At 35.1% G+C, this 26,308-nt stretch carries 32 protein-coding genes; 22 read left to right on the top strand and 10 right to left on the bottom strand.

What is annotated here, in order from left to right; genetic code table 11:
- Nucleotides 1-19: 19 nt before the first annotated feature.
- The 17 genes from rplX to rplQ all read left to right on the top strand — a co-directional run bounded on the left by rplX (nucleotide 20) and on the right by rplQ (nucleotide 8,675).
- On the top strand, nucleotides 20-346 hold the full coding sequence (gene rplX / locus ABJ974_RS14630) for a 50S ribosomal protein L24 (protein ID WP_419868962.1): 327 nt from the start codon (nucleotides 20-22) through the stop codon (nucleotides 344-346).
- 13 nt (nucleotides 347-359) lie between these two features.
- On the top strand, nucleotides 360-911 hold the full coding sequence (gene rplE / locus ABJ974_RS14625; protein WP_419868961.1) for a 50S ribosomal protein L5: 552 nt from the start codon (nucleotides 360-362) through the stop codon (nucleotides 909-911).
- Between the two features lie 3 nt (nucleotides 912-914).
- Nucleotides 915-1,184 carry a 30S ribosomal protein S14 gene (rpsN, locus tag ABJ974_RS14620; RefSeq protein ID WP_419868960.1) on the top strand — a complete coding sequence of 90 codons (270 nt, stop codon included), beginning with the start codon at nucleotides 915-917 and terminating at the stop codon, nucleotides 1,182-1,184.
- 146 nt (nucleotides 1,185-1,330) lie between these two features.
- A complete protein-coding gene (gene rpsH / locus ABJ974_RS14615) occupies nucleotides 1,331-1,729 on the top strand; it encodes a 30S ribosomal protein S8 (protein ID WP_419868959.1) in 399 nt (132 codons plus the stop codon).
- A 17-nt stretch (nucleotides 1,730-1,746) separates the two neighbouring features.
- Nucleotides 1,747-2,292, top strand: a complete 546-nt coding sequence (rplF, locus tag ABJ974_RS14610) for a 50S ribosomal protein L6 (protein WP_419868958.1) — start codon at nucleotides 1,747-1,749, stop codon at nucleotides 2,290-2,292.
- A gap of 14 nt (nucleotides 2,293-2,306) precedes the next feature.
- A complete protein-coding gene (gene rplR / locus ABJ974_RS14605) occupies nucleotides 2,307-2,660 on the top strand; it encodes a 50S ribosomal protein L18 (RefSeq protein ID WP_419868957.1) in 354 nt (117 codons plus the stop codon).
- Nucleotides 2,661-2,679: 19 nt separating this feature from the next.
- The gene (gene rpsE / locus ABJ974_RS14600; RefSeq protein ID WP_042721505.1) at nucleotides 2,680-3,201 is read left to right on the top strand and encodes a 30S ribosomal protein S5; all 522 of its coding nucleotides are present in this window, start codon (nucleotides 2,680-2,682) and stop codon (nucleotides 3,199-3,201) included.
- 11 nt (nucleotides 3,202-3,212) lie between these two features.
- Complete coding sequence (gene rpmD, locus ABJ974_RS14595) at nucleotides 3,213-3,389, top strand: 50S ribosomal protein L30 (protein WP_029297759.1); 177 nt, start codon at nucleotides 3,213-3,215, stop codon at nucleotides 3,387-3,389.
- A gap of 19 nt (nucleotides 3,390-3,408) precedes the next feature.
- Complete coding sequence (rplO, locus tag ABJ974_RS14590) at nucleotides 3,409-3,858, top strand: 50S ribosomal protein L15 (RefSeq protein WP_419868956.1); 450 nt, start codon at nucleotides 3,409-3,411, stop codon at nucleotides 3,856-3,858.
- Nucleotides 3,859-3,867: 9 nt separating this feature from the next.
- Nucleotides 3,868-5,247: a preprotein translocase subunit SecY gene (secY, locus tag ABJ974_RS14585; protein WP_419868955.1), complete on the top strand. Its 1,380-nt coding sequence runs from the start codon at nucleotides 3,868-3,870 to the stop codon at nucleotides 5,245-5,247.
- Between the two features lie 3 nt (nucleotides 5,248-5,250).
- Nucleotides 5,251-5,466 carry a translation initiation factor IF-1 gene (gene infA, locus ABJ974_RS14580; protein WP_089793277.1) on the top strand — a complete coding sequence of 72 codons (216 nt, stop codon included), beginning with the start codon at nucleotides 5,251-5,253 and terminating at the stop codon, nucleotides 5,464-5,466.
- A gap of 115 nt (nucleotides 5,467-5,581) precedes the next feature.
- Nucleotides 5,582-5,698 carry a 50S ribosomal protein L36 gene (gene rpmJ, locus ABJ974_RS14575; RefSeq protein WP_007839480.1) on the top strand — a complete coding sequence of 39 codons (117 nt, stop codon included), beginning with the start codon at nucleotides 5,582-5,584 and terminating at the stop codon, nucleotides 5,696-5,698.
- A gap of 9 nt (nucleotides 5,699-5,707) precedes the next feature.
- Nucleotides 5,708-6,085: a 30S ribosomal protein S13 gene (rpsM, locus tag ABJ974_RS14570; protein ID WP_002983260.1), complete on the top strand. Its 378-nt coding sequence runs from the start codon at nucleotides 5,708-5,710 to the stop codon at nucleotides 6,083-6,085.
- Nucleotides 6,086-6,097: 12 nt separating this feature from the next.
- Nucleotides 6,098-6,487: a 30S ribosomal protein S11 gene (gene rpsK / locus ABJ974_RS14565; protein ID WP_292009944.1), complete on the top strand. Its 390-nt coding sequence runs from the start codon at nucleotides 6,098-6,100 to the stop codon at nucleotides 6,485-6,487.
- 19 nt (nucleotides 6,488-6,506) lie between these two features.
- Nucleotides 6,507-7,115 (top strand): 30S ribosomal protein S4, encoded by a 609-nt coding sequence (gene rpsD, locus ABJ974_RS14560; RefSeq protein WP_419868954.1) that lies wholly within the window; start codon nucleotides 6,507-6,509, stop codon nucleotides 7,113-7,115.
- A 33-nt stretch (nucleotides 7,116-7,148) separates the two neighbouring features.
- On the top strand, nucleotides 7,149-8,144 hold the full coding sequence (locus ABJ974_RS14555; protein WP_419868953.1) for a DNA-directed RNA polymerase subunit alpha: 996 nt from the start codon (nucleotides 7,149-7,151) through the stop codon (nucleotides 8,142-8,144).
- A 6-nt stretch (nucleotides 8,145-8,150) separates the two neighbouring features.
- Complete coding sequence (gene rplQ, locus ABJ974_RS14550; protein ID WP_419868952.1) at nucleotides 8,151-8,675, top strand: 50S ribosomal protein L17; 525 nt, start codon at nucleotides 8,151-8,153, stop codon at nucleotides 8,673-8,675.
- 519 nt (nucleotides 8,676-9,194) lie between these two features.
- On the opposite strand, the gene ABJ974_RS14545 is transcribed toward rplQ, so the two are convergent.
- Nucleotides 9,195-9,617 carry a hypothetical protein gene (locus ABJ974_RS14545; protein ID WP_419868951.1) on the bottom strand — a complete coding sequence of 141 codons (423 nt, stop codon included), beginning with the start codon at nucleotides 9,615-9,617 and terminating at the stop codon, nucleotides 9,195-9,197.
- 134 nt (nucleotides 9,618-9,751) lie between these two features.
- On the opposite strand from ABJ974_RS14545, the gene eno reads away from it, so the two are divergent.
- From eno to ABJ974_RS14520, 5 genes are all read left to right on the top strand, one after another.
- Nucleotides 9,752-11,044: a phosphopyruvate hydratase gene (eno, locus tag ABJ974_RS14540; protein WP_419868950.1), complete on the top strand. Its 1,293-nt coding sequence runs from the start codon at nucleotides 9,752-9,754 to the stop codon at nucleotides 11,042-11,044.
- A gap of 96 nt (nucleotides 11,045-11,140) precedes the next feature.
- A complete protein-coding gene (locus ABJ974_RS14535; protein WP_419868949.1) occupies nucleotides 11,141-12,427 on the top strand; it encodes a citrate synthase in 1,287 nt (428 codons plus the stop codon).
- A 204-nt stretch (nucleotides 12,428-12,631) separates the two neighbouring features.
- Nucleotides 12,632-13,546, top strand: coding sequence for a dimethylarginine dimethylaminohydrolase family protein (locus ABJ974_RS14530; protein WP_419868948.1), 915 nt, complete (start codon nucleotides 12,632-12,634; stop codon nucleotides 13,544-13,546).
- A gap of 31 nt (nucleotides 13,547-13,577) precedes the next feature.
- Nucleotides 13,578-14,501, top strand: coding sequence for a citrulline utilization hydrolase CtlX (gene ctlX, locus ABJ974_RS14525; protein WP_419868947.1), 924 nt, complete (start codon nucleotides 13,578-13,580; stop codon nucleotides 14,499-14,501).
- 140 nt (nucleotides 14,502-14,641) lie between these two features.
- The gene (locus tag ABJ974_RS14520) at nucleotides 14,642-16,402 is read left to right on the top strand and encodes a discoidin domain-containing protein (RefSeq protein ID WP_419868946.1); all 1,761 of its coding nucleotides are present in this window, start codon (nucleotides 14,642-14,644) and stop codon (nucleotides 16,400-16,402) included.
- A gap of 29 nt (nucleotides 16,403-16,431) precedes the next feature.
- Here the strand turns inward: ABJ974_RS14520 and ABJ974_RS14515 are convergent, their stop codons facing one another.
- The 9 genes from ABJ974_RS14515 to recJ all read right to left on the bottom strand — a co-directional run bounded on the left by ABJ974_RS14515 (nucleotide 16,432) and on the right by recJ (nucleotide 26,227).
- Nucleotides 16,432-16,980, bottom strand: a complete 549-nt coding sequence (locus tag ABJ974_RS14515) for a DUF6705 family protein (RefSeq protein WP_419868945.1) — start codon at nucleotides 16,978-16,980, stop codon at nucleotides 16,432-16,434.
- 21 nt (nucleotides 16,981-17,001) lie between these two features.
- The gene (locus tag ABJ974_RS14510) at nucleotides 17,002-17,559 is read right to left on the bottom strand and encodes a DUF6705 family protein (protein WP_419868944.1); all 558 of its coding nucleotides are present in this window, start codon (nucleotides 17,557-17,559) and stop codon (nucleotides 17,002-17,004) included.
- Nucleotides 17,560-17,924: 365 nt separating this feature from the next.
- Nucleotides 17,925-18,479, bottom strand: a complete 555-nt coding sequence (locus ABJ974_RS14505; RefSeq protein WP_419868943.1) for a DUF6705 family protein — start codon at nucleotides 18,477-18,479, stop codon at nucleotides 17,925-17,927.
- Nucleotides 18,480-18,494: 15 nt separating this feature from the next.
- Nucleotides 18,495-19,838 (bottom strand): hypothetical protein, encoded by a 1,344-nt coding sequence (locus ABJ974_RS14500; RefSeq protein WP_419868942.1) that lies wholly within the window; start codon nucleotides 19,836-19,838, stop codon nucleotides 18,495-18,497.
- Nucleotides 19,839-20,077: 239 nt separating this feature from the next.
- A complete protein-coding gene (locus ABJ974_RS14495) occupies nucleotides 20,078-20,863 on the bottom strand; it encodes an alpha/beta hydrolase fold domain-containing protein (RefSeq protein ID WP_419868941.1) in 786 nt (261 codons plus the stop codon).
- Nucleotides 20,864-21,005: 142 nt separating this feature from the next.
- A complete protein-coding gene (locus ABJ974_RS14490) occupies nucleotides 21,006-23,264 on the bottom strand; it encodes a TonB-dependent receptor domain-containing protein (RefSeq protein WP_419868940.1) in 2,259 nt (752 codons plus the stop codon).
- Nucleotides 23,265-23,496: 232 nt separating this feature from the next.
- Nucleotides 23,497-23,838, bottom strand: coding sequence for a DUF3817 domain-containing protein (locus ABJ974_RS14485; protein ID WP_419868939.1), 342 nt, complete (start codon nucleotides 23,836-23,838; stop codon nucleotides 23,497-23,499).
- Between the two features lie 72 nt (nucleotides 23,839-23,910).
- Nucleotides 23,911-24,495: a nicotinate (nicotinamide) nucleotide adenylyltransferase gene (gene nadD, locus ABJ974_RS14480; RefSeq protein ID WP_419868938.1), complete on the bottom strand. Its 585-nt coding sequence runs from the start codon at nucleotides 24,493-24,495 to the stop codon at nucleotides 23,911-23,913.
- 19 nt (nucleotides 24,496-24,514) lie between these two features.
- A complete protein-coding gene (gene recJ, locus ABJ974_RS14475; RefSeq protein WP_419868937.1) occupies nucleotides 24,515-26,227 on the bottom strand; it encodes a single-stranded-DNA-specific exonuclease RecJ in 1,713 nt (570 codons plus the stop codon).
- Between the last annotated feature and the right edge of the window lie 81 nt (nucleotides 26,228-26,308).

Below are 26,308 nucleotides of genomic sequence, written 5' to 3'. Positions count from 1 at the left end.
TTTAAAATTTTTAAAAGAAATGTCAAAGTTAAAAATAAAAAGAGGAGATAACGTAATCGTAACTACAGGTAAGAAAGGTCTTAAAGGTAGTACCGGTGAAGTTATTGAAGTGATCAAAAAAGAAGGAAAAGACCCAAGAGTAGTTGTTGCAGGACTTAACATCGTTAAAAAACACGTTAAGCCTTCAGCTTCAAATCCTCAAGGAGGGATTACAGAGAAAGAAGCTTCTATTCATATCTCAAACGTAGCTTTAGTTGGTAAAGACGGAAAAGCTATCAAAATCGGTTACAAAATCGAAGGAGATAAGAAAGTAAGAATCAATAAAAAAACGGGTGAAACTTTATAATTTGAAATAACACATGGAATATATAGCAAGACCCAAAAAAGCATACAAAGAAAAAATTGTTCCTGCAATGATGGAAGAATTTGGGTATAAGTCAATCATGCAAGTACCTAAATTAGAGAAAATCGTTGTATCACAAGGTTTAGGAGATGCTACTGCAGATAAGAAAATTATTGATTATGCTGTAGAAGAACTTACAAATATTACCGGTCAGAAAGCTGTAGGTACCATCTCTAAGAAAGATGAGGCTGCTTTCAAACTAAGAAAAGGAATGCCTGTAGGTGCTAAAGTTACTCTGAGAGCAAACAAAATGTATGAGTTCTTAGATAGATTAACTTCTTCTGCATTGCCAAGAATTAGAGATTTCTCTGGTATTAAAGCTGATGGTTTCGATGGTAGAGGTAATTATAACTTAGGTATTACTGAGCAGATTATCTTCCCTGAGATCGTAATCGACAAAGTGAAAAAAATCCAAGGGATGGACATCACTTTCGTTACAACTGCGAAAACAGACAAAGAAGCTAAAGCATTATTAACTCACTTCGGTTTACCATTTAAAAAGAACTAAGAAATGGCTAAAGAATCAATGAAAGCGCGTGAGCGCAAAAGAGAAGCACTAGTTGCTAAATACGCTGACAAAAGAAAAGCTTTAAAAGAAGCAGGTGATTATGAAGCACTTCAAAAATTACCTAAAAACGCTTCTCCTGTAAGATTACACAACAGATGTAAACTGACAGGTAGACCAAGAGGATATATGAGAACTTTCGGTATTTCCAGAGTAACATTCAGAGAAATGGCAAACCAAGGTCTTATCCCGGGAGTTAAAAAAGCCAGTTGGTAACAATTAATAATTAATCAGGACAACTAAGTTGTTTAGAAACTGAAAATAAAGATATCAGATGAATGAGTATTCTGAAGTCTGATATCTTACAATTTTTAAGTCTTTTCAAAACTGGCTGTCTTTAACCAATAATTTAAAATAGAAAAATGGTAACAGATCCAATTTCAGATTTCCTAACAAGAGTAAGGAACGCACAAAGCGCAGGCCACAAAGTGGTGGAAATTCCTGCATCGAAAATCAAAAAGGAGATTACTAAGATCTTATTTGACCAGGGGTATATCTTAAACTATAAGTTTGAAGATAACGCTGTTCAGGGAACGATCAAAATCGCTTTAAAGTACGATAAACAAACCAGCAAACCTGCTATTAAGTCTATTCAGAGAGCTTCAAGACCAGGTTTGAGACAGTACAAAGGTTCTACGGAACTTCCAAGAGTACTGAACGGTTTGGGTGTAGCTATCATCTCTACTTCAAGAGGAGTAATGACTGATAAGAAAGCTAGAGAAGAGAAAGTAGGCGGTGAAGTAATCTGCTATGTTTATTAATTTTTAATCAGAGGAAAATGTCAAGAATTGGTAAAGCAATTATAACAATTCCAGCAGGAGTTACTATCACTGAAAACAATGGTGTGGTAACGGTAAAAGGAGCTAAAGGAGAACTTTCTCAGGAGCTTACTGCAGGAATTACTTTAGAACAAAAAGATGGAGAGCTGAACGTAAACAGACCATCTGATTCTAAGCAACACAAAGCGCTTCACGGTTTATACAGAGCGTTAATTAACAATATGATTGTTGGTGTTTCAGAAGGATTCACTAAACAATTAGAACTAGTAGGGGTAGGATACAGAGCTTCTCACTCAGGACAAAAACTTGAGTTGGCTTTAGGATTCTCTCACGGTATCGTTTTAGAACTTCCAGGTGAAGTGAAAGTTGATACATTGACTGAAAAAGGTAAAAATCCAATTATTACTTTAACGTCTCATGACAAGCAACTTCTGGGAATGGTAACTGCAAAGATCCGTTCTTTCAGAAAGCCTGAGCCATATAAAGGAAAAGGTGTAAGATTCGTTGGTGAAAATGTTAGACGTAAAGCTGGTAAATCTGCTTAATAAATTATAAGAAAATGGCATTAAGTAAATTAGAAAAAAGAATAAGAATCAAAAGAAGAGTAAGAGGAAAAATCTCCGGATCTTCTGAATTGCCAAGATTATCTGTATATAAAAGTAATAAGGAAATTTACGCTCAGTTAATCGACGATAAAAGTGGTAAAACTTTAGCATCAGCTTCTTCCAGAGAGAAAGGTGTAGACGCTAAAGGAACAAAGAGTGAAGTTTCTGCTGCCGTAGGTAAAGCAATCGCTGCTAAAGCTAAAGCTGCAGGAATTGAAAATATAGTGTTCGATAGAAACGGATTCGTATATCACGGTAGAGTTAAAGCTCTAGCTGATGGTGCGAGAGAAGGAGGACTTAAATTCTAATCATTAAATTTCGGAAAATATGTTAGGACTAGATAATATAGAAAGAGTAAAACCGGGAGGATTAGAATTAAAAGATCGTCTCGTAGCTGTTAACAGAGTAACAAAAGTAACTAAAGGAGGTAGAGCTTTCGGATTTTCTGCTATCGTTGTAGTAGGAAATGAAGAAGGAGTTATCGGTTTTGGTTTAGGGAAATCTAAAGAGGTTGCTTCTGCAATTGCTAAAGCAGTTGAAGACGCTAAGAAAAACCTTGTGAAAGTTCCTGTAATGAATCACACAATTCCTCACCAAACTACTGCAAGATACGGTGGTGCAGATATCTTCCTAAGACCTGCTTCTCACGGTACCGGATTGATCGCCGGAGGTGCGGTAAGAGCGGTATTGGAATCAGCTGGTATTCACGATATCCTTTCAAAATCCAAAGGATCTTCTAACCCTCACAACGTGGTGAAAGCTACTTTCAAAGCGTTATTGGATATCAGAAGACCTGAAGAGATCGCTAGAATGAGAGGAGTTTCTCTAAGTAAAGTGTTTAACGGTTAATAATTAAAACAATGGCAACAATTAAAGTAAAGCAAGTAAGAAGCGCTATTGGTAGAACAAAAACCCAAAAGAGAACGCTTGAAGCATTAGGATTAAAGAAACTTCACCAAGTTGTAGAACACGAAGCTACTCCTTCTATCTTAGGAATGATAGCTGCAGTTAGTCATTTACTTGAAGTTCAAAAATAATTTTTAAAATAATTTTAAAATGAATTTAAACAACATAAAACCAGCTGCAGGTGCTACTCACAATTCCAAGAGAATTGGTAGAGGACAAGGTAGTGGAAAAGGAGGTACTTCAACAAAAGGACATAAAGGACAAAAATCAAGAGCTGGTTATTCTCAGAAAATCGGTTTTGAAGGAGGTCAGATGCCTTTACAAAGAAGATTACCGAAATTCGGTTTCAAAAATATTAACAGAAAAGAGTTTAGAGGAATTAACCTTGATACAATCCAGACTTTAATCGAGAACAAATCCATCACCGGAGATATCACGAAAGAAGTTTTAGTAGAAAACGGTTTAGTTTCTAAAAACGAATTAGTGAAAATTATGGGTAGAGGAGAATTGAAATCTGCGGTTTCAATCTCTGCTGACAAATTCACTAAATCTGCTGAAGAGCTTATTGCTAAAGCAGGTGGAAAAGCAATTACCTTATAATAATTACTAATGAAAGAATTTATACAAACCCTTAAAAATATTTGGAACCTAAAGGAATTAAGAGAAAAAATTCTTTTTACCTTGGGTATTATCCTTGTGTATAGATTCGCATCTTATATCTCGTTACCTGCGATTAACCTTGCAGAAGTAGGAGATCTCTTAGAGCATTATAAAAATCAGGGCGGTAACAAGCAAGGAGCAGGTCTCCTTGGCTTGCTTTCGTCTTTTACGGGGGGGGCATTCAGCCACGCTTCCGTAATGGCGTTAGGTATCATGCCTTATATTTCTGCTTCCATTATAGTTCAGTTGATGGGGATGGCAATTCCTTATCTTCAGAAACTTCAAAAAGACGGAGAGTCAGGTAGAAATACATTGAACCAAATTACAAGATGGTTAACGATTGGAGTTTGTTTAGTACAGGCACCTTCATACTTAACTTCTATTACTCAATTATTCTTACCTTATACTCAGTTCCAATCTGCATACTATGTAGAGCCAAACTCCATTATGTTCTGGCTGCCTAGTATTGTAATTTTAGTTGCAGGTTCTGTATTTGCAATGTGGTTAGGAGAGAAAATTACCGATAAAGGAATTGGAAATGGTATTTCCATTCTGATTATGGTGGGGATCTTATCCAGACTGCCAGAAGCATTTGTACAGGAAATGGCAGTGCAAAACGGAAAAGGAGGAATGGGATCTATCATGATCCTTATTGAAGTGTTATTCTGGATGCTGGTAGTTCTTTTGGCAGTGATCTTATCGGTTGCCGTAAGAAAAATACCGATTCAGTATGTAAGTAGAGCTCAAGCGAGAGGAGGTGTAAATAGAAATCTTATGCAGGGAGCAAGACAGTGGATTCCATTAAAAGTTAATGCAGCCGGTGTAATGCCGATCATCTTTGCTCAGGCTTTGATGTTCGTACCTGGTTTATTAACGAAGTTTGACGAATCCAATACTTTTCTTGCAGGTTTCAAGAATGTTTTTAGCTGGCAGTACAATGTGCTGTTTGCGCTGTTGATTATTATCTTCTCATTCTTCTATACGGCAATCACCATTCCGGTTAACCAGATGGCTGATGATCTGAAGAGAAATGGAGGTTTAATACCAAAAGTGAGACCAGGTAAAGAGACCGCTGATTATTTAGATGATATTTTATCTAAAATAACCTTGCCAGGTGCAATATTTTTATCTATCTTTGCAGTCCTTCCGGCAATTGTACACGGAAGCTTTGTTCAGACAGATGCGTTCGCCTTATTTTTCGGGGGAACGTCGTTATTAATTATGGTAGGAGTTATTTTGGATACCGTTCAACAGATTAATACATATCTGCTGAACCATCATTATGATGGCTTAATGCAGTCTAAATTATCAAGATCGACTGGATATTAATTTATGGCAAAACAAAAACATATTGAACAGGACGGCGTAATAGTTGAAGCACTCTCAAACGCCATGTTCCGTGTAGAACTTGAGAATGGGCATGTGCTTATTGCTCATATTTCTGGGAAAATGAGAATGCATTATATTAAGCTTTTACCTGGTGATAAGGTGAAATTGGAAATGTCTCCCTATGATTTAACAAAAGGGAGAATTACATTTAGATATTAAAAACGATCGCCAAATGGAATCTTCAGATTTCCATTTGGCTATTGTTGAAAAATAAATACTATCAAAATGAAATCGAAAGGTTCCATTTGACATAGTAAAAAATAAATACTATCAAATGAAAGTTAGAGCATCAATTAAAAAAAGAAGTGCTGATTGCAAAATCGTACGCAGAAAAGGTGTACTATTTGTAATCAACAAGAAGAACCCAAAATTTAAACAAAGACAAGGCTAATATTAAATTATGGCGAGAATTGCAGGTATTGATTTACCAAAAAACAAAAGAGGCGTTATCGGTTTAACTTACATCTACGGAGTAGGAAGAAGTACTTCTTCTGAAATCCTTAAAGCTGCCGGTATCAGCGAAGATAAGAAAGTCAACGAATGGAATGACGATGAATTGGCTGCAATCAGAACTTATATCTCTGAAAACGTAAAAGTAGAAGGAGAATTAAGATCAGAAGTGCAATTGAACATTAAGCGATTAATGGACATAGGATGCCAACGAGGAATACGTCACAGACTAGGATTACCTTTAAGAGGCCAGAGAACGAAAAACAACTCTAGAACCCGTAAAGGAAAGAGAAAAACTGTTGCTAACAAGAAAAAAGCAAGTAAATAATCGTTAGGAATTATGGCAAAACAAACTAAAGTAGTTAAAAAAAGAAAAGTAAAAGTTGAAGCTATTGGAGAAGCTCATATTCAGGCTTCTTTCAATAACATCATCATTTCTTTAACAAATAAAAACGGAGAGGTAATCTCTTGGGCATCTGCCGGTAAAATGGGATTCAGAGGTTCTAAAAAGAACACTCCTTTTGCTGCTCAGATGGCAGCTGAAAATTGCTCTGCTGTAGCTCACGAAGCTGGTTTAAGAAGAGTAAAGGTGTTCGTGAAAGGTCCAGGTTCTGGTAGAGAATCTGCAATCAGATCTATTCACAATTCAGGAATTGAAGTTAGTGAAATCGTTGATGTGACTCCAATGCCACACAATGGATGTAGACCACCAAAAAGAAGAAGAGTTTAATTTTTAGAATTTACCCATTATGGCAAGATATATTGGACCTAAAACTAAGATTGCTAGAAAGTTTGGTGCTGCAATCTACGGAGATGATAAAAACTTCGAAAAAAGAAAGAACCAACCGCCAGGACAACACGGTCCTAACAAAAGAAGAGGTGCTAAAAAATCAGAATATGCAGTTCAGTTAGCTGAAAAGCAAAAAGCTAAATATACTTACGGTATTTTAGAAAGACAGTTCGCTAATTTATTCGAAAAAGCACACAGAAGTAAAGGAGTAACAGGGGAAGTTCTATTACAACTTTGCGAATCCAGATTGGATAACGTAGTGTACAGATTAGGGTTTGCAAAAACCAGATCTGCTGCTAGACAATTAGTATCTCACAGACACATCACAGTGAACGGAGAGCTAGTAAATATTCCATCTTATTTACTTAAAGCTGGTGATGTAATCACAGTAAGAGAAAAATCTAAGTCTCTTGAAGTGGTTAGCAACGCGTTAGCTTCTAAGTCAAACTATGAGTGGTTACAATTCAACGATGAGAAGAAAGAAGGTACTTTCGTTTCTGCTCCTGAAAGAATCCAAATTCCGGAGGATATCAAGGAACAGCTTATCGTCGAACTTTACTCTAAATAATTTTTTAATCAAATTTTTGCTCAACCCAATAATATGGCAATTTTACAATTCATAAAACCCGATAAAGTAATATTACTTAACTCTGATGAATTTAAAGGTCAATTCGAATTCAGACCATTAGAACCAGGTTTCGGGCTTACAATCGGTAATGCTTTGAGAAGAGTGTTGCTTTCTTCTCTGGAAGGATACGCTATTTCATCTATCAAAATAGAAGGTGTAGAGCACGAATTTTCAACGATTCCAGGAGTAATCGAAGATGTTACCGAAATTATTCTTAACCTTAAACAGGTGAGATTAAAAGCTGCAGCAGAAAACCAGCCGAATGAGCAGGTAGTTGCTAAAGTTTCCGGTCAAACGGTTATTACTGCTGGAGATTTAGGGAAATCGATCAACGGATTCGAAATCTTGAATCCTGATTTAGTGATCTGTAACCTAAACAAAGATGTTACTTTCGAAATTACCTTCAATATAGAGAAAGGTAGAGGGTATGTTCCTTCTGAACAAAATAAGTCAAACAATGCACCAGTTGGTACTATTGCAATAGACTCTATTTTTACACCAATTAAGAAAGTACAGTACAGTATTGAAAATTATCGTGTAGAGCAAAAAACAGACTACGAAAAACTTGTATTAGATATAGAAACTGATGGTTCCATCAGTCCTCAAAATGCTTTAACAGAAGCTTCAAAGATATTAATTTATCACTTCATGCTGTTCTCCGATGAGAGAATCACACTTGAAACCGAAGCCGTAAAAGCGTCTATCCAGTACGATGAAGAAACTCTTCATACAAGACAGCTTCTTAAGTCTAAATTAGCAGATATGGATCTTTCAGTGAGAGCTCTTAACTGCTTGAAAGCTGCAGAAGTAGAAACTCTTGGAGAATTGGTTTCTTACAGTAAGTCTGATTTGATGAAATTCAGAAATTTTGGTAAAAAATCTTTGACAGAACTAGAAGAATTAGTGCATTCAAAAGGTCTTAACTTCGGTTTCGACGTTGCAAAATATAAGTTAGACGCTGATAAATAATTAATAATGAGACACGGTAAAAAATTCAATCACTTAGGAAGAACAGCTTCTCACAGAAGCGCTTTACTTTCTAATATGGCTTGTTCTCTAATTGAGCATAAAAGAATCAACACTACTGTAGCTAAAGCGAAAGCTTTAAGAGTATATGTTGAGCCTCTATTAACAAAAGCAAAAGAAGATACTACACATAACAGAAGAGTTGTTTTTTCATATCTTCAAAATAAAGAAGCGGTTTCTGAACTTTTCAGAACTGTAGCTCCTAAAATCGCTGAAAGAAACGGTGGTTACACAAGAATCATCAAAACAGGTTTCAGACCAGGGGATGCTGCTGACACTGCTCTTATCGAGTTAGTAGACTTTAATGAGCTTTACAATCCGAATGCGGAAGAGAAAAAAGCGACAAGAAGAAGTAGAAGAACTACAACTGCTAAAAAAGCTGAAGCTGTAGTAGCAGAAGCTCCTAAAGCAGAAAAAGTTGAAGAGCCTAAGGCTGAAACAACAGATTCTACTGAGGAAAAAACTGAAGAATAATATTCATTCAGATATACATAAAAACCATCCGATTTCGGATGGTTTTTTTTATTTAATACTTAAAACTGAATTTGGATTTTAAAGCGCGCTCCTGAACTGATGGTACTTCGAATAAAATCTAATCCGGATTACCATGCTAAGTTGCTCTAGGATATGGATTAATAACTGAGAATTTATATGCATATTGCTTTAACAAAGAGAATCCCGGAGCATCTCAACCTGGTTAGCTTATAGGGATAAAAACAGTTGTTTGTAAATATTGCTGTTAAACCGGCTCGTAGAATTGTTTCCGGTATCGTATTGTCAATAGTAATCAGTGAAGTGGTAATTTCCCGGACCGTGAAGAGTAATGTTCCCTACAGGACTCTCTCTGCTTTAAAAAAAAATTATCTCTGGAGTAAAATTGAATAGGCAACTTTATCATACTTTGCCGGGTTTTTCCGGACTGGATTAAATGAAAAGATTAACAGAGCTCATTAATTTTTATATTAAAAAAAGGTGGAATTAACCACCTTAATATCATATTTTCGTTCTTTTCAGCTCTATAATATTATTACCCTGGTCAATAATAATACTGTCTCCTTTCACTTTAGCTGTAATGTCATCTTTTTTATAGGTGGTTTCTTCACCAGATACCTGATCTTTAGTTAAAACGATTGTTTTTTTATTGCTCGTAATAGCAACCGTATTTTCCTCAGGAGTATTGTTGAATACCACTTTTACAAGACTTCCGTCGGTAGCTTTGTAAACAAAATTGGTTTTCTCGGTTTTCTTGCCGTCCACTTCTACAGAGCTGGAGCTTACCGTAGTGGAGTCAATTACTCCGTTATTATCAACAACAGCAGTTTCTGTACTGTCCATTTTAATTACACTTTTATTCCCTTCTTTCTGGCATCCTATCCATAATAAAGAGAGGGAAACTATTACCAAAGACTTTTTCATTGATTTTATTTTTCTGATTGTTACACGTGTAAAATTAACTAAAATTTAACGCAGACTAACCTTAAAAGCTGAACTTTATATAGGCAAAAAAGTTAAAATTTGATTAAATTTGTATGAACTATAAAAATAAAAAAATGAGCTACATTTCTTATATAGAAGCGAGACAAATTTTGGATTCAAGAGGAAATCCTACAATTGAAGTAGATGTGTTTACAGAAAGCGGTGCAATGGGACGTGCTGCTGTTCCTTCTGGAGCATCTACCGGAGAACATGAAGCGGTGGAATTGAGAGATAACGGTTCGGAATATATGGGAAAAGGAGTTCTTAAAGCTGTTGAGAATGTAAGAGAAATCATTGCACCTGAATTAGTAGGTTTCCCTGTGTATGATCAGAACCTTCTGGATCAGATTATGATTGATCTGGACGGAACCAGCAATAAAGGAAAATTAGGAGCTAATGCTATTCTTGGTGTTTCATTAGCGGCAGCTAAAGCTGCTGCAACTGAATTGAGAATGCCGTTATACAAATATGTGGGAGGAGTAAATGCCAACACATTACCGGTTCCGATGATGAACGTTATCAATGGAGGTTCTCACTCTGATGCGCCTATCGCATTCCAGGAATTTATGATTATGCCGGTGAAAGCAGATTCTTTCTCACATGCTTTGAGAAAAGGAACGGAAATCTTCCATAATCTGAAATCAATTCTTAAAGGAAGAGGTCTATCTACGGCAGTAGGAGATGAAGGAGGTTTCGCTCCTACTTTTAAAGGGACAGAAGATGCTTTGGATACATTACTTCAAGCTATTGAAAAAGCAGGTTACAAACCGGGAGATGATATCATGTTAGCATTAGACTGTGCCGCTTCGGAATTCTATAAAGACGGAACTTATGACTATAGAAAATTTGAAGGCGATAACGGAGCTCACAGAAGCAGAGAAGAACAGGTTTCTTACCTTGCTGAATTAGCTCAGAAATATCCGATCATTTCAATTGAAGATGGTATGCAGGAAGATGATTGGGAAGGATGGAAATTACTTACAGATAAAATCGGAGATAAAGTACAGTTAGTAGGGGATGATTTATTCGTTACCAACGTAGAAAGATTATCAAGAGGAATTAATGAAGGAATTGCCAACTCAATTCTGGTAAAAGTAAACCAGATCGGTTCTCTTTCAGAAACAATGGCGGCTGTTCAGATGGCTCAGCATAATAAATATACTTCTGTAATGTCTCACAGATCCGGAGAAACAGAAGATTCTACTATTGCTGATTTAGCCGTGGCTATGAATTGCGGACAAATCAAAACAGGATCAGCTTCAAGATCAGACAGAATGGCTAAATATAACCAGCTGTTAAGAATTGAAGAAGCTTTGGGTGAAACAGCAGTTTTTCCTGGCCTAGACGCTTTTAAAATTAAAAGATAGATTTAAAAATTTATAAGGCAGCAAACAATAATTGTTTGCTGTTTTTTTATGGGATTTTACAGATTTTTAGTAAATTTATAGAAAATTAAATAAATAATGTCAGACAACAAAGTTATATTGAATTACGACGGTAATTCTTATGAATATCCAATAGTGGATAGTACGATCGGAGACAGAGGAATAGATATTTCAAAACTTAGAGACCAAACGGGTCTTATTACTTTAGATTTAGGATACAAAAATACAGGAGCAACAATCAGTGAAATCACTTACCTCGATGGAGATAAGGGAGAATTGTTCTACAGAGGATATCCTATTGAACAAATTGCCGAGAAGTCTAACTTCACAGAGGTAATGTATCTTTTATTACATGGTGAATTGCCTACGAAAGACCAATACGGAAATTTCGAAGGAAATATTAAAAAATATAACTTCATTGCAGAAGAGATGAAAAAAATCATCGATGCTTTCCCTCGTTCTGCTCACCCTATGGGAGTTCTTTCTTCTTTGACATCTGCATTAACGGCATTCAACCCTAAGTCAGTAGATGTAAACTCTAAAGAAGATCTGGATCATGCCGCTGAATTGATGATTGCTAAGTTCTCTCATTTGTGTGCATGGACTTACAGAAAAACTCAGGGGTTACCTTTAAATCACGGAGACAACAGCTTAAACTACGTAGAGAACTTCTATAAAATGGCATTCAGATTACCGAATGCAGAATTTGAAGTGGATCCGGTAGTAGTGAACGCTTTAGATAAATTATTAATACTTCACGCAGATCATGAGCAAAACTGTTCTACTTCTACAGTAAGAATGGTAGGATCAGCTCATACAGGCCTTTTTGCTTCTATCTCAGCAGGTGTTTCCGCATTATGGGGGCCACTTCACGGAGGAGCTAACCAGGCAGTGATTGAAATGCTTGAACTGATTGAAAAAGACGGAGGAGATGTTTCTAAATATGTTGCAAAAGCTAAGGATAAGAGCGATAACTTCCGTTTAATGGGATTCGGACACAGAGTGTATAAAAACTTTGATCCAAGAGCGAAGATCATTAAAAAAGCGGCAGATGATATCTTAAATTCGCTTGGAATTCAGGATAAAGCTCTGGACATTGCAATGCAATTGGAAAGAGTAGCTCTGGAAGATGATTACTTCGTAGAAAGAAAACTATACCCGAATGTAGATTTCTATTCAGGTATTATTTATAGAGCCTTAGGTATTCCTACGGAAATGTTTACCGTAATGTTCGCATTAGGAAGATTACCGGGGTGGATTTCTCAATGGAAGGAAATGAGATTAAAAGGAGATCCGATCGGAAGACCAAGACAAGTATATCAGGGAGCTCAAAAAAGAGACTATATTGATATTGCAAACAGATAATCTTTGTGTATAAACATAAAAAAATCCCAAAATTTATTTTGGGATTTTTCATTTTATAGATATTTTATTTAAATGTGATAAAAAATATAAAAAAAACATCAATTCTTCTATTTTGCATTATGAAATTAAATTTTTCATATAAAATAATTTAAAAGTTTTTAAAATGAAGTCCTTTGACTATATTTGTAAAACGTATGAATCTTTATGAAACTGAACATTAAAAACGAAACAGGCAGACTTCGATCCGTGGTACTGGGCCAGCCCAATTCTATGGGTCCTACACCCACATTGGAAGAAAGCTATGATGCAAAATCTTATTATTCGATTGAAAATAACATATATCCGAAAGAAGAAGACATCATTAATGAAATGAGCGCATTTGAAACGGTACTCAAAAAATATGATGTGGAAGTTCTTCGTCCTAATATTATTAAAGATTATAACCAGGTTTTTGCCCGGGATGTAGCCTTTGTAATCGATGATAAAATGATTATTTCAAATGTAATTGCCGATAGAGCGGATGAGCAGGATGCCTATAGGAAAATTTTTGAAAAAGTAGCCTGGAGAAAAATCATTAATCTACCCGAAACAGCACATATTGAAGGTGGAGACGTTATTGTTTGGGATGATTTTCTTTTTATCGGGACTTGCTTCAGTGAAGATTACAGGAACTATAAAACGGCAAGGACAAACGAATATGCTATCGAAATATTAAAAGAATATTTTCCGAAGAAAAGGATTATAGATCTGGAACTCAAGAAAAATGATAAAATTCCCTACGAGGGAATACTGCATTTGGATTGTACATTTAACCCTATCGGAAAAGACAAATGTATTATTTATAAAGATGGTTTTGTAGATGAAAGCGATTATCGTCTCATTATAGATATTTTTGGAGAAGAGAACTGTTTTCACGTAAATGCGGAGGAAATGTTTGAGATGGTACCGAATGTATTTTCTATTTCTCCGGAAGTGGTGGTTTCGGACAATACTTTCGTTCGGATGAATAATCATTTAAGAAATGAATGGGGGATTACGGTAGAGGAAATTCCATATAGGGAAATTTCTAAAATGGGAGGATTGTTGAGATGCTCTACAATGCCGTTGGTAAGAGAGTAATAGTTTTCAACTTTAATTTTAGACTTAAAAAATGCAGACAACAGATACCGTTTTAATGATAGAGCCGATCGCTTTCGGTTACAATGCGGAAACAGCAGAAAATAACTATTTCCAGGTAGAGCAGAAAGGCTCTGATATTCAGTCTAAGGCTTTGGCTGAATTTAATATTTTTGTTGAAAAACTAAGAAGTAAAGGCATTAATGTTATTACTATAAAAGATACGGTGGATCCCCATACACCGGACTCTATTTTCCCCAATAACTGGGTGAGCTTCCACAGTGACGGAAAAGTGGTTTTATATCCTATGTTTGCCTCCAACAGAAGAGTGGAAAGAAGAGAAGATATCATTGAAAGTATTCAAAACCGGGGATTCCGGGTAGCGGAAATCGATGACTGGTCTTTTCCGGAAACACAAGGACACTTTTTAGAAGGCACAGGAAGTATGATCTTTGACCACGACAATAAAATTGCATATGGTTCTGTCTCTTTAAGGCTTGATGAAAAATTATTCCGGGAATTCTGTGAGAAATATGGCTTTCAGCCTGTTGTTTTTCACTCTTTTCAGACGGTAGGTTCGGAAAGATTACCCATTTATCATACCAATGTAATGATGTGTGTAGCCGATAAATTTGTTGTTATCTGCCTTGATTGTATTGATAATGAACTTGAAAGAAGCAAGGTCATTGAAACCATAAAAAGTTCAGGAAAAGAAATTATTGAAATTTCAGAAGAACAGATGCAGCAGTTTGCAGGAAATATGCTTCAGGTTCAGAATAAAGAGGGAGAAAAGTTTTTGGTAATGAGCCAGACGGCATATCAATCTTTATCTTCCGAACAAATTTCTTCGATTGAGAAATATTGCGAAATTATTTACTCTGATCTTCATACAATTGAAGTAAACGGAGGGGGAAGTGCACGCTGTATGCTTGCTGAAGTTTTTTTACCGAAGAAATAAAGATATTTAAAAGTTAAACTTCCGGTTTCAGTAAATGGATCCGGAAGTTTTTTTTATTAAGAATATTGATGCAATATGAAAAGGAATCATTGATTGTAAACGAAAAAAGTTAACTAAATTTGCTTCATAAGTAAATTTTCATGAAGATAATTAAGTGTTTTTATTTCTTTTGTATTATTTTGGGAAGCTTTTTAAATGCTCAGCAAAAAACTTTTTGTAACCCTATTAACATCGATTACGGATATACTCCCTTCGAATCATTTTCACAACAGGGAAAACACCGTGCTACTGCGGATCCTGTAATCGTTAACTTTAAAAATAAACTTTTTCTTTTCTCGACCAACCAGGAAGGCTATTGGTATAGTGACGATATGTTGGACTGGAAATTTGTAAAAAGAAAATTCCTACGTGATAATAAATATATTCATGATCTTAATGCTCCTGCAGTATGGGCAATGAAAGATACCCTCTATGTATTTGGCTCTACCTGGGAACAGGATTTTCCGATATGGAAAAGTACCAACCCCACAACAGATGACTGGCATATTGCCGTAGATACCTTGAAGGTAGGGGCCTGGGATCCGGCCTTTCATTATGATGAAGATAAAAATAAGCTCTATTTATACTGGGGTTCCAGCAACGAGTGGCCGTTACTGGGGACCGAAGTAAAAGTTAAAACTCTTCAGTCAGAAGGATTTGTAAAACCTATTCTTAGGTTAAAACCGGAAGATCATGGATGGGAACGTTTCGGGGAATATAATGATAATGTATTTCTTCAGCCTTTTGTAGAAGGGGCATGGATGACAAAGTATAACGGGAAATATTATATGCAGTATGGAGCTCCGGCGACAGAGTTCAGCGGATATTCCGATGGAGTATACGTAAGTAATAATCCATTGGAAGGCTTCGAATACCAGCAGCATAATCCATTCTCTTATAAGCCCGGAGGATTTGCCAGAGGAGCGGGTCACGGAGCCACTTTCGAAGATAACTTTAAAAACTGGTGGCATGTTTCCACTATCTTTATTTCCACGAAAAATAATTTTGAAAGGAGACTTGGAATCTGGCCTGCAGGGTTTGATAAGGATGACATAATGTATTGCAATACGGCTTACGGTGATTATCCTACCTATCTTCCCCAATATGCCCGGGGAAAAGACTTTACAAAAGGGCTTTTTGCAGGTTGGATGTTATTAAACTATAATAAGCCCGTACAGGTATCTTCTACTTTGGGTGGATATCAGCCTAATTATGCCGTCGATGAAGATATTAAAACCTATTGGAGTGCAAAAACAGGAAATTCAGGAGAGTGGTTCCAGACAGATTTAGGTGAAGTTTCCACGGTGAATGCTATTCAGGTCAACTATGCAGATCAGGATGTGGAATTTTTAGGAAAGACTTTAGGAAAAATGCATCAATATAAAATCTATGGCTCCGAAGACGGCAAAAAGTGGAAAGTTATCGTTGATAAAAGTAAAAATACCAAAGACGTTCCCCATGATTATATAGAACTTGAAAATCCGGTTCAGGCGAGATTTCTGAAAATGGAAAACCTGAAAATGCCGACCGGAAAATTTGCTCTGAGCGGCTTCAGGATATTTGGAAAAGGGAAAGGAAATAAGCCTGCTAAAGTTCAGAATTTTGTTCCTTTAAGAGCTGATCCTAAAAAATATGGAGAAAGAAGAAGTATCTGGATGAAATGGCAACAAAATGTCGATGCGGACGGATATGTTATTTATTGGGGAAAAACACCGGATAAATTATATGGAAGTATTATGGTGTATGGTAAAAATGAATACTTTTTTACCGGTGCGGACCGAACAGATGCTTATTATTTTCAGATCGAAGCTTTTAATGCCAATGGAATATCGGAAAGAACGGAAATTGTAAAATCAGAATAAAAAAAATGCTCTGGATTCAGAGCATTTTTTTATTGTTTTGTTAGAATTATATTTTTAGGTAAAGGTTCCGGAAAAGTTGTGTTTAAATAGGGACAATCTAATGATATAATATCTGTCATAGGAGAAAAATTCCATTGAAGACTGTTTTTATTAGCATCTGCAAAATTTAGCTTAATATTTCCATTTAATCCACATAGATCAAAATCAAGATAGATAAGAGAATATTTTCCATCGTCTTTTCTAAACTTACCTCCTTTTATTTTTGCTTCATTATCAGAAAGATTAGTGTTGTCGAATAGGATAGAACCATTTGAATCTGTTACTTTAAATTTTCCTATTAGATAATCTTTATAATATTCCAAATTTTCATTATAATTATAAGTGATTTTTTTGAAAACAATTTGTATGGTTTTTCCATCCCAATTGCCTTTCCAAACCCCTTCATAAGAATTTAGCTCGTTATTAGTATCTTTTAAATAGGAATTAGAAGAAACATCAGAATATGTTCTTAAGGAATATTCTTGAGCCTTATTAGTTATTGATAGTATTAAGAATGAAATTATTATAATATTTCTCATAATCCTAATTATAAATTAATATTACTGCTTAGTTAAAACGATATCCTTTGGTAAAGGTTCTGGAAAAATAGTATTCAAATATGGACAATCTGGTGTAAGCATATCTGTCATATCGGAAAAGTTCCAGTGAAGTTTATTCTTATTTGAATCAGTGAAGTTTATTGTAATTATTCCCCACATGTAGCAAATATCTGGATCACTATATGTCAATGAATATTTTCCATCAGTCTTTTTAAATCCTCCACCCTCTATTTTTGCATTATCATTTAAAAGACTGGTATTATCAAATAAGACAGAATTATTTTGATCTGTCACTTTAAATTTTCCAATAATAATATCTTTATAGTATGGTCTGGTTTCTATATGATTGATACATTTTTTTATTTTAATAAAATTAATTTCAAAGTTTTTATTATTCCATTGACCTTTCCATGCTCCTTCATAATTTACTAATTCATTATTTGTATCTTTAACATAAGAATCTTTTGGAAAATCTATTCCATAAGTTCTTAATGGATAAGTTTGGGCATTTATAATTGTAATTATATTTATTAATAAAAGAGCTAATATTTTTTTCATAATGTAAAATTTTTATTAGTTACATGGTGTTGGACTGTGCTGTTTAATTTTCTAACTGATCCCGTATTTTTATCAAATTTATATGCTGCTAAACCTGAAAGCTTAACACTCTCATTCAGAAAACGTGCGAATGTTTTTTCTACATTAGATGCTGTTAAATTATCAGTGTTAACTAAATCCTGAAATTCATTTTGATACCATTCTTTCCAGCTTTTAATTTGATTTGTACCTATTCCATAATCTCCCAGTCCCGAATATAAAAGTATATAACTCCCTTGAGATGTAATATTTTACTTTTTAATGTATGACCCACCTCACTTCCAATATAATTTTTAAAATATAAATGCTCCCATCCAGAGCATTTTTTATTGTTTTGTTAGAATTATATTTTTAGGTAAAGGTTCTGGAAAAGGACCATTTTTATAAGGACAATCCGGGAGAATTATATCGGTCATATCTGAAAAATTCCATTGAATTTTATTCTTATTATTATCTGTAAAGTTTATTGTAATATATCCATTTAATCCGCATAAATCTTCATCATTATACCAAAAAGAATATTTATTATCTTTTGTTCTAAAATTTCCACCATTGATCTTTGAATCATTATCAGAAATATTAGTATTATCAAATAAAACAGAACCATTTGAATCTATTACTTTAAATTTTCCTATTAAAATATCTTTATAGTAAGGGTTGTCTTCATTATAAGTCCAATATTTTTTTATTTTCTTAAATGTTATAATTATTGATTTTCCATTCCAACTACCTTTCCAAGCCCCTTCGTATGAATTCAATTCATTATTTGAATCCATTATATAAGAATTAGAAGGAACATCAGAGTACGTCCTTAAAGGATATGTTTGAGCATTTATAACTGTAAATATATTTATCAATAAAAGAGCTAATATTTTTTTCATAATGTAAAATTTTTATTAGTTACATGGTGTTGGATTTCCTGTGCTGTTTAATTTCCCAACTGATCCCGTATTTTTATCAAATTTATATGCTGCTAAACCTGAAAGCTTAACACTCTCATTCAGAAAACGTGCGAATGTTTTTTCTACATTAGATGCTGTTAAATTATCAGTGTTAACTAAATCCTGAAATTCATTTTGATACCATTCTTTCCAGTTTTTAATCTGATTCGGACCTATTCCATAATCCCCCAGTCCCGAATACAAAAGTATGTAACTTCCCTGAGAGGTAATTACAATAGCATAAGCATCACTAATATCTCCATTTTCTTCAGCATTTCTTACAATATTAGTTAAAAATGTTATCAAATCATAAGGGGAAAATATTTTAATAGTTGTGTTTCCTTCATGCTCATTGTTATGAGTATGAATAAACCCGAAATAATGATTGCCTGTTGGTAAACTTACAGAATGTGTATTAATTCCATTTTCCATTGGTTGATACTGTGTTCCCGTAACCCCTGTGTTTTTTGGTGGATATCCTGCTGCATAGCCCATTTCGTGATCTAATCCCAAAATATTGGGTTGATCTAATGCATTTATTTTACTTTTTAATGTAGGATCTGCTAACATGTTTTTAATTCTTAAGCATGGAGATATCTGGAGTTCCGGCAGGCCACCACCACCTCCATCCAGATTGCCATCCATACAGTTTTCATAAATGGAACAACCTCCTGATGTCCCTCCGCTTCCACCGGATGGTAATCCATTTCCGTTTCCCCCGGATTTAGGAACAGTGATGATTATTCCCTCAATATCACATGCAGGATAACCAGGAAAACCACATGCATATTTATTTAGCCTATTATTTACTGTACTTTTCAGATATTGTGCTGTAAATAAACTCAAGATTTCAGAATAATTCTTTTCATCAGAAGACATTTCGTAAAATTCTACAAAAGTTTCTTCATCTTTTAAAGCAGCAACCATTATACCTGCAACCTGATAGTCTCTGATCAAAGGAAAAAGAACATACTTTTCCCCTTTATCCGTGGTAAATTCCTGAGAACGGATATTAAACTCAATGTATTCAGCGGATACTGTTTCTGACCTACTGAAAGAAGTTTTCATTGCTTTTGCCGTATGACTGACATTATAAAGACTGTCATAACGTTCCATCAAGGTTTTAAAACCGTCGGCATAATTAACCGTTATTCCGTTTTGCTCAGTAAAGACCTGAAACTTATTAGAAGTGTATTGCTCATCGTTACTTTTAAGGTAATCGTCCTCTGTACTGCAGGAATTAAGTATAAGTAAGCACAGGGCTGTGGGAAACAGCCAGGGAATAATTTTTTTTATCATCAATTATTAGCTTTTATAAGTTTAAAGATAGCAGATTTCTTTAATACTCCCAAATATGGGAATTAAATGAGTGGTAACATTACGGATTCCCGTAATTACTACTATTTTAATTTAAAACATAATATCAATTGTTTTAAACTTATAAGGACTGCTTTTGGGAATTATATATCCTAGAAATTAACTTTGGTCAGAGTTGATAAAATCAGAATAAAAAAATGCTCTGGATTCAGAGCATTCTTTTATTGTAGCCGGAGTCTATTTAGAAATTCCGAAATTTTGCTGAGAAGAAAAGGCGCATGTTCGCCATATTCCCAATCCACATGACCTCCCACAAAAGTATAAGACTCATTCAATACATTATGGCTCTGTAAAGCTGTATCTAAAAACTCCTTTTGGGATAAAGGAACAATATCATCCGTGGTACCGTAAAAGGAAAATGTTGGGGGTGAATTTCTGCTGATCCACGTAATGGGACTTGCAAAATCCATTGCTGATTGATTTTCAGGAATGACGGCAGAATCGACTAAATATTTCTCTACGAAGGCATAATCTTCATATTTTTTAAATTCAGGATCGGACAGATTGGATATACCCACAATATTAATGACCGCTTTAATCCTCTTATCCATATCATATTTATAAGAATACATCATGGAAATGTTGGCACCGGCACTATTTCCAAGAATGATAAATCTCGGCTTATAATTTAATCGGCTTTCCAAATAATCAAGAGCGGAATGAACATCCTCCATCTGGTTCGGAAATCCGAAGCGGTTGTGATTGGCTAGTCTGTAATTAATATTGGCAAAAATATGATTGGGGAATTTCCGGATAAGTTCGAGTGTAAAAGAAGTAAGTTCTTTTTTATCATCTTTATTCCAGCCACCGCCGTGGACAATTATGAAAATATCTTTTTTAATATTAGATTGGTTTTTGGGGGTGTAAAGATCCATTTTCTGCTCAATGTGGTCACCATACAAAATGTTGAGCTGACTTTCGTAATCAGGATTTTCATTTGTGTTCATTATTATCTCTTTAATTTTTAAATTTAATAATATTACAAGAAAAGCACCCATTGATTAAAATAATTTTTTTCATGGGTGCTCAAAAACGCCGTTAAGCTATATATAAAAAATCAATTTCCTGATGAGGTAGAGAGATGGTCAATTATCTGGTTCTGCTCTTGATGGCATCGGATGCCCCTTCAATATCCCTTACTTTTTTCACTTTCTGGTTTCCGAAATTATAAGTAATGCTCAGGGTCATACCTCTTCTGTATTGGTCATTTCTGATATAGTTATAATTTCCGTTGGATTGGTAATCTTCAATTTCCACAATATTGGTTCTTAACACATCATTTACATTCAGTGCAAAAGTCCAGTCGTTCCAGTTTTTCTTAATGCTTAGATCAAGGCTCATTAAATCTTTCAGTAATCCGAGCTCTATCTGCTGTTTGTCTACAAAGAAATAGTTAACCCCTAAAAACCATGTTTTCTTTTTGTCTAAACGTATGGTGTTATTGGTTTGTATTATCAAACTTGTTGAATTGGAATTATTAATATAGGTGTCAAAAACCTGTCCTGTGGTAGGATCTGTATTTAAAGTTCCTTTGTTGATATTATGCTGAACCCCGATATTGAAATTGGTTGTCAGATACTGTTTAAAGAAAGTTTTCTGCATTCCCAGCATAGCGGACATTTCCTGCTTATCACCAAAGTTAGTTCTTATGTAAGCCAGCTGTCTGTAAGTAACGCCGTCTCTTTCAATATTTCTCTGTAAAGGAACCTGGGTAATTATATCTTTAAAGAGGGAATGACTTAAAATAACAAAATAAGAATTTTTAAACATATAAGTCAGTTCTTGATTATAAGTGGAAGAGGCTTTTACAAAAGGGTTATTTTGTGTATAATTATCCTGTGTAATAATATTTTTCACAGGATTAAGCTCCCAGAAGCTTGGTCTTCTCATTCGGCTTGAAAATGAATAAGAAAGGTTATTTTTATCATTCACGGCGTAGTTGAAGCTTACATACGGAAGAAAGTTATTGTAGTTGCGTTCAATCCTGCTATACTCGGGAGAAGCATTGTCAGAAGTTCCCAAGCTGTTGGTAATTTCATATCTGGCACCTAGCTTTCCTGAGAATTTATCAGAGAACTTTTTTTCCAGTGTTAAATAAAATCCATAAATATTTTCGTCATAAATAAAATGATTAAGATCCGGGTTTTCTTTAGTTTCGATTAATTCACCCTGGTCATTATAAATGTAGTTATAAGTTATGTTTTTAGTATCGTTATCAGTTTTCGTCGTATTGTAATTTCCTCCTACCGAAATGGTGAAATCATTTTTAAATTTCTGAATATAATCCACCATTCCCGAGAAATTATTGATGATCTGAGGAACATTCTGTAAAAGCTGAGCTCTCAGAACATTGAAATTATTATCCGCTCCCTGGATCAGGGTTCTGTTATCCGAGCGCTGAAACCTTCTGTAATTAAGGTAAGCGGCATTAAGGTTTAACTTACTTCCCAGGGAATCGGTTTTCAGTTCATAGTTTAAATTCACTGAATTGTTATAAGAACGTGAATCTTCTTTGTTTTTGGAGCGGTTATATTCTAAAGATGTTAAATTTCCATCCTCATCATAACTCCTTAAAGTATTCAAAAGATCAATGGTGGAATTATAACTTCGGTTGGCCCAGGTATTCCAGGAAAGAGCCAGATTACTTTTTTCAGTGAGCTGATAATCTATATTAAGATATCCGCCAATATTTTTATTAGGATCATCAATATCACCTACCGACTCATTTTGGAGGGTGCTTGTTCCATTTTTAAGAATATAGGATTGAGGCTGGATGTTTTCTCCACCGTTCAGATTGGCGCTGATTCCTAACTTATCTTTTCTGTAATTTAAAGAGAAGCTTGCAGAGCTGGCATTGTATTTATTCTGAGTGTTGGACATTCTCATGTTACCGTTCAGACCATCGCTCATTTTTTTCTTTAATACGATATTGATGATCCCGTCGGAAGACTCTACCTGGTATTCACTTCCCGGAACCGTAATAACCTCAATTTTCTGAATATTCTCCGCGGGAGTGTTTTTTAGGAATTGTGTCAAAGAATCAGCATCCATATTGGTTTTTCTACCATTAATATAAATGACGGCGTTGTTTTTTCCGGCAATCTTTAATGTTTTATCATCTGTAGTAGATAGGAGGGGAGTTTGTTTTAAAAGGTCAAACGTTGTATTTCCTTTAGTGACAGGAGAAGCGGCTACGTCATATACGAAACGGTCACTTTGCTTTTTGAAAACCTGCTTGGTTAAAGTAACACCTTCAATACTCTTGGTTTGTAATGTATCTGATTTTTTTTCCTGGGCGAAAGCTAATCCGCTGAAAAATAATGCTGCGATGAGAATAGGCGTTTTCATGACTTTATTTTTAAATTATTAATAGCTTGTATCTGTTATTATTTTACATAGCAAAGATATATAATTAATTTAGTATCTTGCAATGCAAAGTAGTAAAAATTATTTTGATTTGTATTTAATTAATTGATAATCAGTAACTAAAATTTAGTTTGGAATTTTCACTTAACTATAAACTAAGACAATTGTAACAGGATTTCTATTACATCAATGGTGAAAAAAATAAGAATGGAGTCTATTCTCTGTCGAAACGGGCTAATTTTTTATCTACCCAAATCGTTGCAAAAGGAAAAAATGCGCACAGTAATGCAATTACAAAATCTTCATCGTCCCAATTAAATATTTTCCTGATCGGGAGGCAAAGCAATAAATAAAGAGTGAAAAAAAGTCCGTGGATATTTCCTACAATGATAATGAAAATAGTAGGGAAAAGCCCTTCTTCATCATATCTTTTCCAGACCATGGCAATTCCATACAAAAGGAAGCAGGAAATAGCTTCGGCTATACAAACCTGTCGGAACCATTTAATGATTTTTTCCTGGGAATACTTGGCAAAGAATTTATCGATGAAGTTCATATATTCAGTTATGAGTGAAAAATTAAAGACAAATCAACTGGTTTTTATCTCTTATTTTTGGTTGATACAAAATTACTTATAAAAATGACTACCGTCCAAATATTCAAAAACTTCAGGCGGAAGCATAGGGCGGACGTTCTTTCCCTCTTTGATCATATTACGGATTTCCGTAGCAGAGAGCTCTATGATGGGAGCCTTTATCTGATGAATATTATCATGCTGTATATATTCGGAATCCTGATCTTCTTCCTTAAAAACCCTTGGATAAACAATGATCTGGTGATTTTTAATAAGCGTTTCCGAATTTTTCCATTTGGGCAAGCTTTTAAGATTATCTTCCCCCATGATCAGGCAGAAAGAATAATCAGGGTATTTTTCATGAAGATAAGTTAACGTGTCAATCGTATAGCTAGGCTTGGGTAAAGAAAACTCAACGTTGGAAACCCGCATATCCGGGTAGTTTTTAATAGCTAGCTGAACCATATCCAGACGGTTGTGGTCGCTCAGCAAAGACTTTTTATCCTTGAACGGATTTTGAGGACTTACGACAAACCATAATTCCTCCATATCTGAATTTTCCAGAATATAATTAGCCAAAATCAAATGTCCGATATGAATCGGGTTAAATGAACCGAAAAAAAGTCCTATTTTCTTCATACTATTCATGCGGGATTAATTAGTCCCTAAACTTTACATCCTTGATATTCAGATAATGAGTCACATTTCCTTTCCAGTGGTTCTCTTCCAGCGTGAAAGCTATATCAAAGCTTTTAGTTTTAAATTCTTCAGAATATTGTCCTAATTTAAAACCGACGCACTCAATATTTCTTCCTGTGGATTCCTGTTTGATATAAAATTTAATATGGTTGTTGTCTTTTCCCATTGTTTTTATATATCCGGAAACCTTTTGGTTTTTCAGCGCCAGGATAGGTTTCATATTATGTGGTCCGAAAGGGGCCAGTTTGCGATGGAAATTAATAAATTCACGGTTGATTTCGTCAATTTCAATTTCAGAATCAATAGTAATGGAAGGCTCTTTTTGATACTCCTGTATCTTTTCGGTTACCACTTGCTCAAATTTGATTTTGAAAGCTTCAAACTTATGTTTCTCCATCGAGAGACCCGCCGCAGCATGGTGACCTCCGAATTTTAAAAAGTATTCCGAACAGAGATCCAGGGCTTCGTGAACATCAAAGTCTGAAACAGAACGGGCTGAGGCAACCATTTCCCCATTATTACCATCGGTAAAAACAAGAGTGGGTTTATAATAAGTTTCGATAAGACGGGAAGCTACAATTCCTATGACTCCCTTGTTCCATTCAGGATGATAAACAATAGTGGTAAGTTTGGTTTCCTGCTGGGATTCGATGATCTGATCTAATGCGGCCAGAGTGGAATTCATATCCAGCTCTCTTCTTTCATCATTCAGATTCATAATATCGTTAACGATCTGATTGGCATGTTTCAAATTGTCAGAAACCATAAGCTCCACCGCAGCTTTTCCGTGAGAAATTCTTCCGGCAGCATTGATTTTTGGAGCAATCTCAAAAACAATATTTGAAATTTCAAAATGAGAAAGCTTCTCATCAGGAATAAGCAATCTTAATCCAAGATTCCGGGTTTTTCTAAGGGTTTTAAGTCCCATTTTAGCCAATACCCGGTTCTCACCGGTCATAGAGACGATATCGGCAGCAATTGAAATAGCCAGCAAATCCGTAAGTTCAAATAGTTCGGCCTCTGGAATTTTATAAATGGTATTTAATCCCTGGCAAAGTTTAAATCCTACACCACAACCGGATAGTTCTTTAAACGGATATCTGCAGTCACTTCTTTTAGGATCTAAAACAGCGACGGCCTGAGGGATCTCTTCACCCGGCAGGTGGTGGTCACATATGATAAAGTCTATTCCCAGGTCGTTAGCATAATTGATCATATCAAGAGCTTTGATTCCGCAGTCGAGGGCGATGATCAAAGAGAAACCGTTTTCCTTGGCAAAATCAATTCCTTCCGTGGAAATTCCATATCCTTCCGAATTTCTATCCGGAATATAAAAATCCAGGTATTTTTTCTCAACAATTTTGCTGAGGTATAGATACATCAGGGCCACAGCTGTGGTTCCGTCCACATCATAATCTCCATAAACAAGTATCTTTTCTCCATTTTCAATCGCGGTGGCAATCCGCTCTACGGCTTTTTGCATATCAGCCATTAAAAACGGACTGTGAATATCATTAAGATTAGGTTTGAAGAACTCTCGGGCCTTTTGATAATTGTCAATTCCTCGAAGAACAAGAAGTTTGGATTCAAAAGTTCCAAAACCGAGGGACGAGATTAAGCCGTCTACAATTTCTTCATCAGGTTCGGGTTTAAAAATCCATTTTTGACTCATTTCACAAAAATAGGGAAAAAAAATAGCATTCAGAAATGATGATAATTTTCACGTTTGAATTTAACATAAAATACAATACCT

Origin of the sequence: Chryseobacterium sp. CT-SW4 (genome assembly GCF_048572715.1) — a bacterium.
Classification (GTDB): Bacteria; Bacteroidota; Bacteroidia; order Flavobacteriales; family Weeksellaceae; genus Chryseobacterium.
The sequence above is the reverse complement of the archived record's forward strand: the minus strand, read 5'-3'. Positions and strand labels throughout refer to the sequence as shown.